The following is a 15,622-nucleotide window of genomic DNA, read 5'->3' as shown; positions in this document are numbered from 1 at the left end:
GCCAGCAGGCCCTAGGCTGGTCATCACTGGAGGTGCGGGATGGCCAAGACCTTCGTCGGCGGCAGGGTGCGCAGGCTGCGCGAGGAGCGGGGGCTGAACCAGGTCGACCTCGCGCGCTCGCTGGGCATCTCGCCGAGTTACCTCAACCAGATCGAGCACGACTCCCGGCCGCTGACCGTTCCGGTGCTGCTCAAGATCACCGAGACCTTCGGCGTTGACGCCTCCTTCTTCGCCGCCCAGGACTCCGCGCGGCTGTTCGCCGAACTGCGCGAGGCCCTGTCCTCGGCCGAGGTTTCAGCCGATGACCTGCGGGAACTCGCCACTTCCCGGCCTGAGCTGGCCAAGGCGGTGATCGCGTTGCACCGGCGCAACCAGCACCTGGACGAGCAGCTCGGCCTGCTCGCCGGGGACCGCGCGGTGGAGTCGGTGATCGGCGCGCACGAGCGGGTCCGCGACTTCTTCTACACCTACGCCAACCACTTCCCCAGCCTGGACGACGCGGCCGAGCAGGTGGCCGGGGTGATCGGCATCCGGCCCGGCGAGGTGCGCGCCGCGCTGACCGCCAGACTGGCCGACAAGCACGGTGTGCACGTGCGCACCATGGTGGGTGATGTAGCTCATAAGGGTTCGGCAGGTGAATTGCACCACTTCGATCCGGCCACCAGGACACTCAGCCTTTCGCTGAACATGCGACCTGGCCAGCAGGCTTTCCGGATGGCCACCCAAATCGCGTTACTCGAATTCGGCGATTCACTGGACGCCATTGTCCGGGACAGCGCCGAGCCCGAGGGCCCGGTCCGCTCGCTGATCCGGGTCGGCCTGGCCCGCTACGCCGCGGCCGCGCTGGTGATGCCCTACCGCGCCTTCCACGAGACCGCCGAGCGGCTGCGCTACGACATCGAACTGCTGGCCGACCACTTCGCCATGGGCTTCGAGACCATCTGCCACCGGCTGACCACCCTGCAACGGCCGGGTGCGCGCGGGGTGCCGTTCTCCTTCGTGCGGGTGGACCGGGCCGGGAACGTGTCCAAACGCCAGTCCGCCACCGGTTTCCACTTCTCCAGGGCGGGCGGCACGTGTCCACTGTGGAGCGTCTACAGCGCGTTCTCCGCCCCCGGCCGGGTGATCACCCAGGTGGCCGCGATGCCGGACGGCCAGCGCTACTTCTGGGTCGCCCGCACGGTCTCCCGCAGCCGCGGCGGCTACGCGAGTCCCGGCAAGTCCTTCGCGGTCGGCCTGGGTTGCGAGATCCGGCACGCCGGCCGCCTGGTCTATTCGGCGGGCACCGACCTGGACGACGCGGCCGCGGCCACCCCGATCGGCCCCGGCTGCCAGACCTGCGACCGCCCGCTGTGCCCGCAGCGTTCGTCCCCACCGATCGGCAAGCCGCTGCGGGTGGACGAGAATCGCAGCACGTTCGTGCCGTACCCACTGCAACCGTTCCGGGAGGGGTCTCGTTGACCGAGCCCAAGGTGGCTGAGCGCAGAGGAGTGCTGGTGACGGGGGCTTCCCGGGGCATCGGCCGCGCGGTCGCACTCGCCTTCGCCCACGCGGGCGAGCGGGTCGCCGTGCACAGCACCCGGCCGCACGAGGAAGCCAAGTCGACCCTGGCCGCCCTGCCCGGCACCGGCCACGCCCTGGTCACCGGCGACCTGGCCGATCCGGCCGCCGCGGCCCGGATCGCCACCGACGCCATCATCGCCCTTGGCCGGGTCGACGTCCTGGTCAACAACGCCGGCGTGGCCCCCACCGCGGAGAACCGCCACGCCCCAGCCGAGGTCGACTACGCCGACTGGGTCGCCACCTGGCAACACATGATCCAGGTCAACTTGCTCGGCGCCGCCAACGTCACCTGGGCGGTGGCCCGCCACCTCATCGACCGCGGCGCCCCCGGCAGCATCGTCAACATCGGCTCCCGCGGCGCTTACCGAGGCGAACCCACCCACCCCGCCTACGCCGCGAGCAAGGCGGCCCTGCACGCCCTCGGCCAATCCCTGGCCATCGCCCTCGCGCCCCACCACATCGCCGTGACCTCAGTGGCCCCCGGCTTCATCGCCACCGAACGCCAGCAACCCAAACTCGCGGCCCCCTCCGGTGAGGCCCTCCGCCAGGAAAGCCCCTTCGGCCGAGTAGGCACCCCGGAGGAAGTAGCCCACACCGTCCTCCACCTCTCCGCCCCAGCCTCCGCCTGGACCTCCGGCACCATCATCGACCTCAACGGAGCCTCCCACCTCCGCCCCTAACCCCTCCTCCACCGTGTTGGCCGATCTCGTACGCCGTGTTGGCCGTTGTCGTACGCCGTGTTGGCCGATCTCGTACGCCGTGTTGGCCGTTGTGGTACGCCGTGTTGGCCGATCTCGTACGCGGGGTGGCGGTTACTTCGTCGCGGAGGCCCAGCGGGGGCGGTACTCGACGTGGATCCCGCGCGCGTTGCCGAGTACGCCTTCGTCCCAGTCGATGCGGGAGAACACGTGATCGGCCGGGTCCTCGCCAGGGGCGGTGCCCGGGGCGCGGAAGGCGAGGTCGAAGAAGCGGTCGGCGGTGTGCCGGAACACGGGCGCGCTGCCGGAAAGGAAGACGGTGTCGGCGTGGCTGCGCTCGTTGAGGAGATCCTGGTTGTCGCGGTGCAGCAGGGCTTGACGGTCGACGCGGTCCGGGTCCGGCAGGTCGCTGTCGGGGAGGTGCACGGTTTGCGGCTTGCCCTTGTCCAGGGCTGATCGCAGTCGGGGCCAGAGGGAGGCGCGGAGCTGGAGGCTGTGCTGGCAGAGGACGAGGTCCTTGCGCTGACCGGGGAGGTCCTCGCCGCCGAGCGCGCGGTCGCCGTTGCGGAGGGGGAGGTGGATGATGGTGTGCTTGGAGCGGGCGGCCAGGAGCCAGAGGATGCCTAAGCGGTAAGCGGAGCCTCGGTCGACGCGTAGCCAGAGCTGCCAGCTCACGTCCCAGAACTCGGCGTGCGCGAGACCGCCAGCCGGGCGGATCACCCGCCAGTCCCGGCCGTCGAGGCGAGCCTGGTGCACCGTGATCGGCATCTTCATCTCGCGACCCCTCCCCCCGGAGTGTTGGCCGTTGTTGTACGGGGTCTTGGCCGTTGTGGGCCAAGATCACAAGATTACAGGCGTCCTCGCCGGACAGGCAGACCTCAAAGGATGGGGGAAGAACGAAGAGCAGTACTCGGGTGGGGTTCTCGAAAAGCCAGCCCCGCTGCCCGTTCGGGCTTCGCCCGGCTGCCGGACTCCGGGCCTCGCCCGCCCACAACGGCCAACACACCGTCCCACAACGGCCAAGACCCCGTACCAGAACGGCCAACACTCCGGCAGGGTTGAACCCTCGCCCGCGTGTTGGCCGTTGTTGTACACCATGTTGGCCGAAGTTGTACGCCATGTTGGCCGAAGTTGTACGGTCGCCGCGTCCACGTTGCTGCGCCACGCCGGGTTGTCCCGCTTCGCCTCGCGCCCAGCCGCGCCGCGCACCTCGCCGGGCAGGGCCTCCGCCGCCGCACCGCCCCATCTCTGCGAATCGAGTCTCCCCCTCCGCGGCTCCCCGGCGCGCCGCCTCGCCGACCCGACCCTCCGCGCGGCGCGCGGCGCCGAGCAGTCAGGCCGGGCCTCCCCGCCCAGCCGCCACGCCCGACGTGCCCACCCGGCACCCCCGCCCCGGCCCGCCGTCGCCCGCCATCCCCTACCGCACGTCCCACAACGGCCAACATGGCGTCCACAACGGCCAACACGGCGTACGAGAACGGCCAACACGCCGGGGTGGGGGTTAGGTGAGGGGGCGTTCTGGGGGGCCGGTGTAGATGCTGGTGGGGCGGATGAGGCTGTTGGCGGCCAGTTGTTCGGTGATGTGGGCTGTCCAGCCGGTGATGCGGGCCGCGACGAAGATGGGGGTGAAGACGGGGGTGTCGAAGCCCATCAGGTGGTAGGCGGGGCCTGCGGGGTAGTCGAGGTTGGGGTGTAGGGATTTGGCGGTGAGCATGGCTTTGGCTAGGGCTTCGTAGGTTTCGAGGAGGTGGGTGCCGTTGCGGTGGGTGGCTACTTCGGCGAGGGCCTGGCGCATGGTGGGGACTCGGGAGTCGCCGTTTTTGTAGACGCGGTGGCCGAAGCCCATGATGGTGCGTTTGGCGGCGAGGGCTTCGCGGAGCCAGGGTTCGGCGCGGGCTGGGGTGCCGATTTCGGTGAGGACTGCCATGACCGCTTCGTTGGCGCCGCCGTGCAGGGGGCCTTTGAGGGCGCCGATGGCTGCGGTTACCGCGCTGTAGAGGTCGGAGAGGGTGGAGGTCACCACTCGGGAGGTGAAGGTGGAGGCGTTGAAGCTGTGTTCGGCGTAGAGGATCAGGGAGGTTTCGAAGGCGCGGACCACTACGGGGTCGGGGATTTCGCCGAAGGTGAGGTAGAGGAAGTTTTCGGCGTAGGCGAGGTCGGTGCGGGGGGCCAGGGGGAGCAGGCCGCGTAGGCGGCGTTGGGTCAGGGCGACGACTGTGGGCAGGACGGCGAAGAGGCGTAGGGCCTTGGTGTGGTTGGACTGTGGGGAGTTGTCCTCCTCGCTGGGGTCCAGGGCGCCGAGGATGCTGACCGCGGTGCGCAGGGAGTCCATGGGGTGGGCGGTGGCGGGGAGGCTGAGCAGGGTGCTGATCAGTTCTGGGGGTAGGGCTCGCTGGGCGCGTTCGGTGGCATTTTGGGCGGACAGTTGGGCTGGGGTGGGGAGTTCGCCGTGCCAGAGCAGGTAGGCGACCTCCTCGAAGCGGCAGTGGGCGGCCAGTTCCTGGACGGGGTAGCCGCGGTAGGTCAGGGAGTTGGTCTCCGGGTTCACCATGGAGATCGTCGTGGTGTCCACGGCGACCCCGGCGAGTCCTTTGTGGATGGTTGCGGTGGACATCGTGGGTCCTCTCGGGGTGGCGCGGGTCAGACCCGGAAGTTGAAGACCTGGTCGTCGAAAGCGTTGTAGCGCTGGTAATCCAGCAGGTCATACAGGTCGCGGCGGTGCTGCATCCGGTCCAGCAGGCCCTCCTGCGTGCCCTGTTCGGTGATCTCGCGCAGGCCGGTGTCGGCGGCGTGCATGGCCAGTCGCAGCAGGGTGACCGGGTAGATCACCACGTTGACGCCCGCTGACTCCAGGGTGCGGGCGTCGAGCAGGCGGCTTTTGCCGAACTCGGTCATGTTGGCCAGGATCGGCACCTCCACCGCGGCCCGGAACGCCTCGAACTCGGCCGCGTCGGTCAGTGCCTCCGGGAAGATCAGGTCCGCGCCCGCGTCGGCGAAGGCCTTGGCACGCCGGATGGCCTCGTCCAGGCCCAGCACGGATTTCGCGTCGGTGCGGGCGGCGATGACGAAGTCGGGATCGCGGCGGGCGGCCACCGCGGCCTTGATCCGGCGCACCGCGACGTCCAGCTCCACCACGTCCTTGCCGTCCAGGTGCCCGCAGCGCTTCGGGTTCACCTGGTCCTCCAGGTGCAGCCCGGCGACGCCCGCGTCCTCCAGCACCTGCACCGTCCTGGCCGCGTTCATCGGCTCGCCGAAGCCGGTGTCGGCGTCGACCAGGGAGGGCAACGCGGTCACCCTGGCGATCTGCTGGGCGCGTCCGGCGACCTCGGTGAGGGTGGTCAGACCGATGTCGGGCAGGCCCAGGTCGGCCGAGATCACCGCGCCGGAGATGTACACGCCGTGGAAACCGTGGCGTTCGATCAGCTTCGCGGACAACGGGTTGAACGCGCCAGGGAGCTTGAGCAGGCGGCCGGAGTCGAGTCCGGCGCGCAGGGCCTTGCGTTTGTCGGCGGCGCTGGGGATGGCGTGCAGCATCAGAAGATTCCCTTGGTGACGGGCTCGGCTGGCAGTCCGGCGGGGAGGGCGAGGTTGGCGACCTCGGCCGGGGTGAGCCGGTCCAGCCGGGACACGGTGTCCAGGAAGCGGTCCTGGTCGGCGGTGGTGAGAACGCCCTCGGCCAGGGCGCGGAACTTGGCCACGTACTGCTCGCGGGCGAACGGGCGGGCCCCGGCCGGGTGGGCGTCGGCGACCGCGATCTCGTCGGTGATCGTGCTGCCGTCGGCCAGCAGCACCTCGACCCGGCCGCCGAAGGCCGGTTCCGGCTCGTGGTAGCGGCGGGTCCACTCCGGGTCCTCCACCGTGCTGATCTTCTGCCACAGCTCCACGGTGTCCGGCCGGGTGGCGCGGGCGCGGTCGTAGGAGCGTTCGTGGTGCCAGGCCCAGTCCTGCAGGGCCACCGCGAAGATGTACGGGATGGAGTGGTCCAGGGTTTCCCGGCTGGCGTTCGGGTCGTACTTCTGCGGATCGCCGGCACCGGAGCCGATCACGAAGTGGGTGTGGTGGCTGGTGTGGATCACGATCCGCTCCACCTTCCCCAGCTCGCCGACCCGAGGACCGAGCCTGCGGGCCAGGTCGATCAGCGCCTGGCTCTGGTACTCGGCCGAGTGCTCCTTGGTGTAGGTGTCCAAAATAGACAGTTTGGACTCGCCGGGCGCGGGCAGCGGCACCGTGTACACCGCCTCCGGACCGCCGAGCAGCCAGGCGATCACGCCGTCCGCGCCCTCGTAGATCGGGCTCGGCGCGCCCTCCCCGCGCAACGCCCGGTCCACCGCCTCGATCGCGGCCTTGCCCGCGAAGGCGGGTGCGTATGCCTTCCAGGAGGAGATCTCGCCCTTGCGGGACTGGCGGGTGGCGGTGGTGGTGTGCAACGCCTGGCCGATCGCCTGGTACACGGTCTCGGTGGACAGCCCCAGCAACGCGCCGATACCACCGGCGGCGGACGGGCCGAGGTGTGCGATGTGGTCGATTTTGTGCTCGTGCAGGCAGATCCCGCGCACCAGGTCGACCTGGAGTTCGTAGCCCGCCGCGATGCCGCGTACCAGATCCGCGCCGGAACGCCCGGTGTGCTGGGCCACGGCCAGGATCGGCGGGATGTTGTCGCCGGGGTGGGAGTAGTCGGCGGCCAGGAAGGTGTCGTGGTGGTCCAGTTCGCGCACGGCCACGCCGTTGGCCCAGGCCGCCCACTCCGGCGAATACCGGCCGGGCACACCAAAAACGGCGGCGCCAGGGGTACGCGGGTGCGCGAGGGCCTGGTCCCGCGCGGCCCGGACCGGCTTGCGGGACAAGGAAGCCGCGGCCACGGCGGCGTTGTCGATGAACCGGTTGATCACCATCTCGGTGACCTCGGCGGGCACCGGGACCGGGTCGGTGGCCACCGCGGCCAGCTTCCAGGCCAGCTGCTCTTCCCTGGGCAGGCTCTCGTCCGGGCGGTAGGCGCGCACGGTGTGGTTGATCATCACTTGCCTCCGTGGACGTGGAACCCGCGACCGGACTTCTTGCCCAGCAACCCGGCGTCGACCATGCGCAGCAACAACGGCGGCGGGGTGTAGAGCGGTTCCTTGAACTCCGCGTACAGCGATTCGGCGATCGCGGCCACCGTGTCCAGGCCGATCAGGTCACTCAGCCGCAGCGGGCCCATCGGGTGCGCGGTGCCCAGTTCCATGCCCCGGTCCACATCGGCCGCGGTGGCGAAGCCGGACTCGACCATCCGGATCGCGGAAAGCAGGTAGGGCACCAGCAGCTTGTTCACCACGAACCCGGCGCGATCACCGGCCCGGATGGTCTGCTTGCCAAGGACATCGGTGGCGAACCGCTCCATCCTGTCCACAGTGGACGGTGTGGTGAGCAGTGAGCCGACCACCTCCACCAGTGGCAGCACCGGCGCCGGGTTGAAGAAGTGCAGTCCGAGCACCTGCCCGGCCCGCCCGGTGGCCATGCCCAGGCGCATGATCGGGATGGCGGAGGTGTTGGAGGCCAGGATCGCGGCCGGGTCCTCGACCACCTTGTCCATGGTGGCGAACAGTTCGGTCTTGACCTGCTCGTCCTCCAGCACGGCCTCGATCACCAGCTGCCGGTCGCTCAGCTCGCCCAAGTCGGTGCCGAACCGCAGCCGCCGGCTCGCCCGCCCGGCCTCGGCCCGGTCCAGCTTGCCCGCCCGCACCGCCCGGTCCAGCGAGTGCTGGATGCGCGCCCGACCGGCCTCGACCGCGCGGGTGTCCTGCTCGCACACCAGCACGTCCAGCCCGGCCCGCGCGCACACCTCGGCGATCCCGGCGCCCATCTGCCCGGCGCCGATCACCGCGACCCTGGCGATCTCGCTGCTCATGACCCTCCTTGTGAACGTTGTGACGTCTTGATCTCCACAGTGCCAGCGAGCCTGGACACCGACCAGTGCTCGGGCCTGTGAACTGTTGTGAATGTCCGGCCGTCGCTTGTCACAGTTGTTACAGTCGGCGGGTGGAGAAGTTGTTCGCGGGCGCCCGGTTGCGGCAGCTGCGGGAGGACCGGTCGATGTCGCAGTCGGCGCTGGCCCGGCTGCTGGGCATCTCGCCCAGCTACGTCAACCAGCTCGAGCACAACGCCCGCCCGCTGACCCTGCCGGTGCTGCTGCGGCTGACCGAGCACTTCGGCGTGGACGCGGAGTTCTTCGCCCCGCAGGACATCGCCCGGCTCGTCGCCGACGTGCGCGAGGTCTTCGCCGACGACACCGTGACTGGCGCGGTCTCCGCACTCCAGGTCGACGAGCTGACCACAAAGCTGCCCGAGGTGGCCCGCACCCTGGTCACCCTGCACCAGCGCTACCGGGAGGCGGTGGAGAACATCACCGCGCTGGTCGCCGAACAGGGCCTGGACCGCACCAGCGTGCGGCAGCCGCACGAGGAGGTGCGGGACTGGTTCTACCGGCGGCACAACCACGTGGCCGAACTGGACGAGCCCGCCGAGCGGCTGGCCGCGGAACTGCGGTTGCGCCCCGGCCAGGTGCGCGCCGGCCTGATCGCCGGGCTGCTGGAACGGCACCGGGTGCGGGTGGTCGAGGAACCGCTGGGCAGCGATCAGCACCGCTTCGACCGACGCACCAGGACCCTGCGCCTGTCCCCCACCCTGCGCCCCGGTCAGTCCGCCTTCCGGCTGGCCTCCGAACTCGCGCTGCTGGAGGCCGGGGAGGTGATCGAGGGTCTGGTGCGCGGCGGCGGGTTCAGCGAGGAGACCGCGCACCGGCTGGCCAGGATCGGGCTGGCCAACTACTTCGCGGGCGCGCTGGTGTTGCCCTACCGGGTGTTCCTGGGCGCGGCCGAACGCCATCGCTACGACATCACCCGGCTGTCCGAGGAGTTCGGGGTGGGCTTCGAGACCATCTGCCATCGGCTGTCCACCTTGCAGCGCAAGGGAACCCGCGGCGTGCCGTTCTCCTTCGTCCGGGTGGACCGGGCGGGCAACATCTCCAAACGCCAGTCCGCCACCGGTTTCCACTTCTCCAGGGTCGGCGGCTCGTGTCCACTGTGGATCGTCTACGAGGCGTTCAGCGCGCCCGGCCGCATCCTCACCCAGATCGCCGAACTGCCCGACGGCAAGCAGTACTTCTGGCTGGCCCGCACCGTCACCAGGGCCGCGGGCGGACACGGCGACCCCGGCAAGAGCTTCGCCATCGGCCTCGGCTGCGAACTCCGGCACGCCAAGCGGCTGGTCTACTCCGACGGCCTGGCGCTGGGCGCTGGCGCGGCGATCACCGGCATCGGCATGGGCTGCAAGGTGTGCGAGCGCCCGGCCTGCCCGCAACGGGCATTTCCGGCAATCGGGAAACCCCTGCGGGTGCAGGAGCACGTGAGCAGCCTGCTGCCCTACCCGCCGGAGGCCTGAACCACCGGATTCGAGCCAAAAGTGCAGCCAGGACGCCTAGGATCGCCCGCATGCAACCCGGCACGGTGATCGCGAACAGGTATCGGCTGGAGCGCGTCGTCGGCGCGGGCGGCATGGGGGTCGTCTGGCAGGCGACCGACCTGGAGCTGCGCCGCGAGGTGGCGCTCAAGGTCGGCGAGAGCGAGCAGCTGCGCCGGGAGGCCCGGATCGGCGCCGGACTCCAGCACCCGAACGTGATCGCCGTGCACGATGTGGCCGAGCAGGACGGGCAGCGCTGGCTGGTGCAGGAGTACCTGCCCTCGCGCAGCCTGGCCGAGATCCTGCGCGAGGACGGTCCGGTGCCCGCGCGCACGGCGGCCGGGATCGGCGCGCAGATCGCGGACGCGCTGGTGGCCATGCACGAGCGGAACATGGTGCACCGCGACATCACCCCGGCGAACGTGCTGGTCACCGCCGAGGGCGTGGCCAAGCTGACCGACCTGGGCATCGCGAGCTGGTCCCAGGTCACCCGCACCGGCAGTGCCCAGGTGGCGGGCACGGACGGGTTCCTGGCCCCGGAGGTGCTCGCGGGCGGTTTCGCCACCCCCGCGATCGATCTGTACGCGCTGGGCGCCACGCTGACCGCCGCGACCGAGGGCCTGCCGCCGACCGGGGCGGGCCGCGCCCTGACCAAGGTGCTGGCCGCGCTGACCAACCCCGATCCACAGCTCCGCCCTGCCGCGGTGCGTGCCCGCGAGTTGTTCCGCAAGGCCGCCGCCGACCTGCCCCGCCGACGGAAACTGCTGGTCACGGCGAGCGTCGGCCTGGTCGCGGTCACCGCCGCGGTCATCGCGCTGGTGCCGGTCTGGGAAACCCCGCCGCAGACCGCCACCCCCACCACGGGCGTCTCCCCCGTGGCCGCCGGTCCGGCCTTCGTCGGCGACCCGCGCACCGTCGAGGCCTGCGGGCTGATCGATCCGCGCGAACTGGACCGGTACGGCCCGACCAGGTACGCGGCGGAGCGCGGATCGTTCAACGCCTGCCTGTTGCACACGAAGCTGCGCGGGAACCTGGAGGTGGACCTCTACGTCCGGCTGGAAACCGGTCCGGACGTCGACTCCTTCGAGGTGCCGCAGCACCCCTTGGCTGCGGCCACCGAGCCGCTGCCGGTGCGCGAGGACCGCGACGGCGACCAGTGCCGGCGGATCGTGCACCTGCCGGGCGGATACCGGGTGGTGATCTCCGCCTGGCAGAACGAGCGTCCGCCGGAGCTGTGCGCGCTGGCCGAGGCCCTGGTGCCGGGCGTGCTCAGCGCCTACCACCGCGGCCCGCTGCCCCGCCGCGTCACCCAGCCCGGCTCCCTGTCCGCGCTGAGTGCCTGCGACCTGCTGACCGGCGAGCAGCTCAGCGGTCCGTTCGGCACCAAGCAGATCACCCGCAAACCCGGTCTCGGCGGCTGGAGCTGCTTCTGGACGGCGCCCAACGCCGACCCGGCGGTGCTGGTCAACTTCTACCGCACCGACCCGCCCGAGGACGGCCAGGTGCAAACGATCGCGGGCCGCGAGGTCGTGCTGCTGCCGGCAGGCGCCGGGGACGACAAGTGCCTGGCCTCGATCACCTACCGGCGGGACCCGATCGAGCGGATCGAGATCATCTGGCGCGGCACCCAGCCCTCGGCCCAGCGCTGCGCCGGAGTGACCACGCTGGCCACCACGATCGCGGAAGGGCTGCGCTGACCACGAATGGCCCTGGCCGCCGGTCAATTTTGTGACACAGGGCAATATTTGGCTGTTTTAATGAGTGACCGTCGAATGGGCCACAATGGTACCGGCCGAATGGGTCTATGGTAATTGCGCAGCAAGGATAAAAACGTCAGGCGGGGGATGTCGGTGCGCAAAATACCATCCTCCTGGCCTCGATTGTGGGCGTGATCATGGCGTTTAGCGCGCTGCCCGCCTACGCGCGGCCGCGGCATCTTCCAGGGCACCGGCGGCAACGACACCTGCGTCTTCACCCCCCAGGCCCGAGTGCTTGGTCCAGGGCTGGAAAAAGTAGCTCACCCTGCGGTTTAGCCGGCTAACCGCCGACGCGAAGTCTCCGACGTGGCACCCAGACCCCGTGCCGCGGCGAGGTGACCGAACTGGCCACGAATGGCCGTGACGGTCAAGTGATGTGGCAACGGCCACAATTTCGTAATTTCACAAAAAGGGGTACCCATGCTCAGGAAACTGCCCTACCTTGCCCTCGCTGTGGGCATGACCATGGCCTTCGGCACGCTGCCTGCCCACGCGCAGGATCCCGTGTGCACCGTCAACGGCAAGCCCACCAGGGGCGTGGACAAGGGCGACCACTTCGACATCTTCGGCACTGACGGCAATGACGTCATCAAGTGCCACGTCACCGACCTGAACGACGGCGAGGAATCCGTCATCGTCTACGCCGGGGCCGGGGACGACGACGTGTTCTTCGGCGGCGTCTACCCCGCCCAGGCGGATGGCCCGCCGGACACCGTCAACCTGGGACCGGGCAACGACAAGTTCTCCTCCATCGTCGACACCCGCGCGGCCAACCTGGGCATCATCAACGGCGGGCTGGGCAACGACACCATCACCCTCGGCCGGGAGGGTTACGACTTCGGCGCGCACGGCAACGACGGCATCATCAACGGTGGTCCCGGCAACGACACCATCAAGCTCTACGGCGGCAACGCCACCGACAACGTCAACATCGCCAACGCCGGCACCGGCAAGGTCAACGGCAACGAGGGCGACGACACCATCCTCCTGCAGGGCGGCCGCAGCGGGACCACCAAGTGCGGCGACGCGGCCAACAGCGGCACCGTCACCGGCGGCAAGGGCAACGACACCATCACCCTCATCGGCGGTGAGCCTCGCCTGGAGACCTGCGACACCGCCACCGGCGAGGCCAACGGCAACGACGTCGCCGATCCGGAGCTGGCCGGGAAGGTCTTCGGCGGCCCTGGCGACGACAAGATCACCCTGACCGGCGGACGCAACAGCGACACCGGCAGGCAGGCCCCCAGCAACGACGAGGAAGGCGAGGTCGACGGCGGGCTCGGCAACGACACCTGCGTTTTCACCCCCAAGTCGGTCGGCAGCGTCGACAACTGCAAGCCGTAACCCCCAGCTCGCAGCACGGCCCAGCGGCCGGCCCGCACCAGGTGTGGGCCGGCCGCTTTTCGCTGTCAACCCCCTGGGACCCCGGTCACACCACGACTACCCCACCGCTCAACGCGGGGTACACAGTAGTCTGCATACGATATACGGTAGTGGGTAGAGGGTGGCGAACGGAGGGCTGGCCGCACATGTACACGGTCACCAACCCGGCGACGGGCGAACTGGTCGAGCAGATCCCGAACGCGACCGAGGAGGAGGTGCGCGCCGCCATCGAGCGGGTGCACCGGGGTTTCGCGGCCTGGCGGCGGCGGCCGGTGCAGGAGCGGGCCCGGATCGTGCTGCGGGCGGCGGAACTCTTCGCCGAGCGGGCCGAGGAACTGGCCGCGATCATGACGCTGGAGATGGGCAAGCGGGTCGGCGAGGGCCTCGGCGAGGTCGGCGTGGTGGTGGACATCTTCACCTACTACGGCGAACACGGTCCGAAGCTGATCGCGGAGGAGCCCCTGGCCATCCGCGGCGGCGAGGCGGTGATCACCAAGGAGCCGCTGGGCGCGCTGCTGGGTGTGATGCCGTGGAACTTCCCCTGCTACCAGGTGGCCCGGTTCGTGGCGCCGAACCTGTTGCTGGGCAACACGATCCTGCTCAAGCACGCCTCGATCTGCCCGCGCTCCGCGGTGGCCATCGAGCAGATCCTGCGCGACGCCGGAGTCCCGGACGACGTCTACGTCAACACCTTCGCCTCCAGCCGGCAGGTGCCGGCGATCCTGGCCGATCCGCGGATCCAGGGCGTGTCGCTGACCGGCAGTGAGCAGGCCGGGATCTCGGTGGCCGCGGAGGCCGGGCGCAACCTGAAGAAGGCGGTGCTGGAGCTGGGCGGCGCCGATCCGCTGATCGTGCTGGACACCGCCGACCTGGACGAGACCGTGCGGGCCACCGCGACCGCGCGGATGCGCAACTGCGGGCAGTCCTGCAACGCGCCCAAGCGGATGATCGTGCTGGCCGACCTCTACGAGGATTTCGTGGACCGGATCAGCAAGCGGGTGGCCGAGTTCTACCTGCCCGGCGACCCGGCCGACCCGGCGACCAAGCTGCCGCCACTGGCCTCGGCGGCCGCGGCGGACGAGGTGGCCGGGCAGATCGAGAAGGCGGTCCGGCAGGGCGCGACACTGCGCGCCGGTGGGCACCGGGTGCCGGGGCCGGGGGCGTTCCTGGAGGCGACCGTGCTCACCGATGTGACGCCGGAGATGGACGCCTACCGGGAGGAGATCTTCGGGCCGGTGGTGCTGGTGTTCAAGGCAGAGAACGAGGAGGAGGCGATCGCGATCGCCAACGACTCGCCGTTCGGGCTGGGCGCGAGCGTGTGGGGCACCGATCCGGTGCGGCTGCGCCGGGTCGCCGAGCAGCTCGAGTCCGGCATGGTCTACCTCAACAGCGCGGGCGGCTCCCAGGCTGATCTGCCCTTCGGCGGCATCAAGCGCTCCGGCATGGGGCGCGAGCTGGGGCCGGCCGGGATCGAGGAGTTCATGAACAAGAAGTCACTCCGGCTGTAGCGCCAACGGTTCCCGGGTTCCGATCGCCGACGTGGTCTCGTCGGCGACCGGCCCCTGAGTCATTTCCCGCAGATCGCGTGCTCGACCAGCCGGTCGGCGGCCGCATCCTCGGCCCGGGTGCCACCGTCCAGCGAGCGGGACACGATCACGCTGGTCCGGCCGTCCTCGGTGACCGCGTTGCCGGTGAGGAAACCGGAGGTGCCCCCGGCGTGCGACCAGACCCAGGTACCGCAGCCGAGTCGCTGCCGCGCCATGCCCAGCCCGAACTCGTACCCGGGCCTGCCCACCGGAACCGTGGTCTTCATCTTCGCCAGCTGGGTGGGCGGCAGCAGTCCTCCACCCAGCAGCGCCCGCCAGAACCGGCCGAGGTCCTCGGTGGTGGACACGATCTCCGCCGCCGCGCCGACCCAGCCGAGGCTGATCTCGGTGCTGCGGAACAGGTTCCCGGTCGCGGTGTCCTTGGTGTAGCCCTCCGCGTGCGGCCGTGGCAGGCGGGGCGAGGAGTCCGGCAGCGAGGTGTGCCGCAGCCCCAGCGGCTCGATGATCCGCCGCCGCACCTCGCTCCGCCAGGACTGCCCGGTGACCTGCTCCACGATCATCCCGGCCAGCACGTAGTTGACGTTGGCGTAGCCCCAGGTACTGCCGGGGGCGAACACCGGCGGGTGCCGGACACCGCGAGCCACCACTTCCTCCGGTGGCAGGCGCAGGAACCGGTGCGCGCGGAACCCCTGCTCGGTGGTCAGTTCCTGCTCCACCTGGTGCGGGTAGTCGTGCAGACCGCTGGTGTGCTGCAACAACTGCCGGATGCTGATCTTGTTCCCGTCATTGCCGTTGCCCTGTACCAGGCCGGGCAACCACTTCTGCACACTGTCCACAAGGGACAGTCGCCCCTCGGCTTCGAGTTGGAGCAGCACGACCGCGACGAAGGTCTTGGTGTTGCTGCCGATCCGGAAGTGCCCGTCCACCGGCACCGGCACCCGCCGCCCCAGCACCGCGGTCCCGCTGGCACCGGCGAAGCGGCCGGCTGGCGACACCACCCGGGCCTGCACCCCGACCGCACCCGCGTCCCGGATCGCGTCCAGGTCCTGCCGCAACACCGACCGCCCGTTCCCGGCGGCCGGTGCCGGACCGGCCGCCAGCACCACGGTCAGCACCGCGATCGCCAGCGCGCCCCATTTCGTCCTGCCCCGCATGAGCTGTTCCACTCCCCTGCCTCGGTCAACGGAACCGACGGTAGGCGGCCGGAGTCCGCCGGTCCCTGCGGTGGACTGCCGATTCC

At 70.2% G+C, this 15,622-nt stretch carries 12 protein-coding genes; 6 read left to right on the top strand and 6 right to left on the bottom strand.

All coding sequences use genetic code 11. The features are described 5' to 3' along the window. Positions 1-39: 39 nt before the first annotated feature. Positions 40-1,461: a short-chain fatty acyl-CoA regulator family protein gene (locus HNR67_RS23205; RefSeq protein ID WP_185004309.1), complete on the top strand. Its 1,422-nt coding sequence runs from the start codon at positions 40-42 to the stop codon at positions 1,459-1,461. A gap of 35 nt (positions 1,462-1,496) precedes the next feature. Further along, positions 1,497-2,243 (top strand): SDR family NAD(P)-dependent oxidoreductase, encoded by a 747-nt coding sequence (locus HNR67_RS23200; RefSeq protein ID WP_185004308.1) that lies wholly within the window; start codon positions 1,497-1,499, stop codon positions 2,241-2,243. 132 nt (positions 2,244-2,375) lie between these two features. Here the strand turns inward: HNR67_RS23200 and HNR67_RS23195 are convergent, their stop codons facing one another. From HNR67_RS23195 to HNR67_RS23175, 5 genes are all read right to left on the bottom strand, one after another. Beyond that, positions 2,376-3,035: a hypothetical protein gene (locus HNR67_RS23195; RefSeq protein ID WP_185004307.1), complete on the bottom strand. Its 660-nt coding sequence runs from the start codon at positions 3,033-3,035 to the stop codon at positions 2,376-2,378. Positions 3,036-3,762: 727 nt separating this feature from the next. After that, complete coding sequence (locus tag HNR67_RS23190; protein ID WP_185004306.1) at positions 3,763-4,875, bottom strand: bifunctional 2-methylcitrate synthase/citrate synthase; 1,113 nt, start codon at positions 4,873-4,875, stop codon at positions 3,763-3,765. A 26-nt stretch (positions 4,876-4,901) separates the two neighbouring features. Next, on the bottom strand, positions 4,902-5,795 hold the full coding sequence (gene prpB, locus HNR67_RS23185; protein WP_185004305.1) for a methylisocitrate lyase: 894 nt from the start codon (positions 5,793-5,795) through the stop codon (positions 4,902-4,904). After that, complete coding sequence (locus HNR67_RS23180) at positions 5,795-7,276, bottom strand: MmgE/PrpD family protein (protein ID WP_185004304.1); 1,482 nt, start codon at positions 7,274-7,276, stop codon at positions 5,795-5,797. The genes prpB and HNR67_RS23180 overlap by 1 nt, the downstream gene beginning before the upstream one ends. Continuing rightward, on the bottom strand, positions 7,276-8,145 hold the full coding sequence (locus tag HNR67_RS23175) for a 3-hydroxybutyryl-CoA dehydrogenase (RefSeq protein ID WP_185004303.1): 870 nt from the start codon (positions 8,143-8,145) through the stop codon (positions 7,276-7,278). The genes HNR67_RS23180 and HNR67_RS23175 overlap by 1 nt, the downstream gene beginning before the upstream one ends. A 131-nt stretch (positions 8,146-8,276) precedes the next feature. Between HNR67_RS23175 and HNR67_RS23170 the strand changes: the two genes are divergently transcribed. The 4 genes from HNR67_RS23170 to HNR67_RS23155 all read left to right on the top strand — a co-directional run bounded on the left by HNR67_RS23170 (position 8,277) and on the right by HNR67_RS23155 (position 14,343). After that, a complete protein-coding gene (locus tag HNR67_RS23170; RefSeq protein WP_185004302.1) occupies positions 8,277-9,677 on the top strand; it encodes a short-chain fatty acyl-CoA regulator family protein in 1,401 nt (466 codons plus the stop codon). Between the two features lie 50 nt (positions 9,678-9,727). Then, positions 9,728-11,392: a protein kinase domain-containing protein gene (locus HNR67_RS23165; protein ID WP_185004301.1), complete on the top strand. Its 1,665-nt coding sequence runs from the start codon at positions 9,728-9,730 to the stop codon at positions 11,390-11,392. A 480-nt stretch (positions 11,393-11,872) separates the two neighbouring features. Next, complete coding sequence (locus tag HNR67_RS23160) at positions 11,873-12,796, top strand: hypothetical protein (protein ID WP_185004300.1); 924 nt, start codon at positions 11,873-11,875, stop codon at positions 12,794-12,796. A gap of 185 nt (positions 12,797-12,981) precedes the next feature. Further along, positions 12,982-14,343 (top strand): NAD-dependent succinate-semialdehyde dehydrogenase, encoded by a 1,362-nt coding sequence (locus tag HNR67_RS23155; protein ID WP_185004299.1) that lies wholly within the window; start codon positions 12,982-12,984, stop codon positions 14,341-14,343. Positions 14,344-14,402: 59 nt separating this feature from the next. Here the strand turns inward: HNR67_RS23155 and HNR67_RS23150 are convergent, their stop codons facing one another. Next, positions 14,403-15,536, bottom strand: a complete 1,134-nt coding sequence (locus tag HNR67_RS23150; protein WP_185004298.1) for a serine hydrolase domain-containing protein — start codon at positions 15,534-15,536, stop codon at positions 14,403-14,405. Positions 15,537-15,622: the final 86 nt, after the last annotated feature.

This window comes from Crossiella cryophila (assembly GCF_014204915.1).
Taxonomy (GTDB): domain Bacteria; phylum Actinomycetota; class Actinomycetes; order Mycobacteriales; family Pseudonocardiaceae; genus Crossiella; species Crossiella cryophila.
This window is presented reverse-complemented; position numbering and strand designations above follow the sequence as displayed.

What these genes read in the sequence shown, in the direction of transcription:
- HNR67_RS23150 (WP_185004298.1), bottom strand. Translation starts at nt 15,536, where the DNA reads ATGCGGGGCAGGACGAAATGGGGCGCGCTGGCGATCGCGGTGCTGACC.
- HNR67_RS23175 (WP_185004303.1), bottom strand. Translation starts at nt 8,145, where the DNA reads ATGAGCAGCGAGATCGCCAGGGTCGCGGTGATCGGCGCCGGGCAGATG.
- HNR67_RS23180 (WP_185004304.1), bottom strand. Translation starts at nt 7,276, where the DNA reads ATGATCAACCACACCGTGCGCGCCTACCGCCCGGACGAGAGCCTGCCC.
- HNR67_RS23155 (WP_185004299.1), top strand. Translation starts at nt 12,982, where the DNA reads ATGTACACGGTCACCAACCCGGCGACGGGCGAACTGGTCGAGCAGATC.
- HNR67_RS23165 (WP_185004301.1), top strand. Translation starts at nt 9,728, where the DNA reads ATGCAACCCGGCACGGTGATCGCGAACAGGTATCGGCTGGAGCGCGTC.
- HNR67_RS23190 (WP_185004306.1), bottom strand. Translation starts at nt 4,875, where the DNA reads ATGTCCACCGCAACCATCCACAAAGGACTCGCCGGGGTCGCCGTGGAC.
- HNR67_RS23160 (WP_185004300.1), top strand. Translation starts at nt 11,873, where the DNA reads ATGCTCAGGAAACTGCCCTACCTTGCCCTCGCTGTGGGCATGACCATG.
- HNR67_RS23195 (WP_185004307.1), bottom strand. Translation starts at nt 3,035, where the DNA reads ATGAAGATGCCGATCACGGTGCACCAGGCTCGCCTCGACGGCCGGGAC.
- prpB (WP_185004305.1), bottom strand. Translation starts at nt 5,795, where the DNA reads ATGCTGCACGCCATCCCCAGCGCCGCCGACAAACGCAAGGCCCTGCGC.
- HNR67_RS23205 (WP_185004309.1), top strand. Translation starts at nt 40, where the DNA reads ATGGCCAAGACCTTCGTCGGCGGCAGGGTGCGCAGGCTGCGCGAGGAG.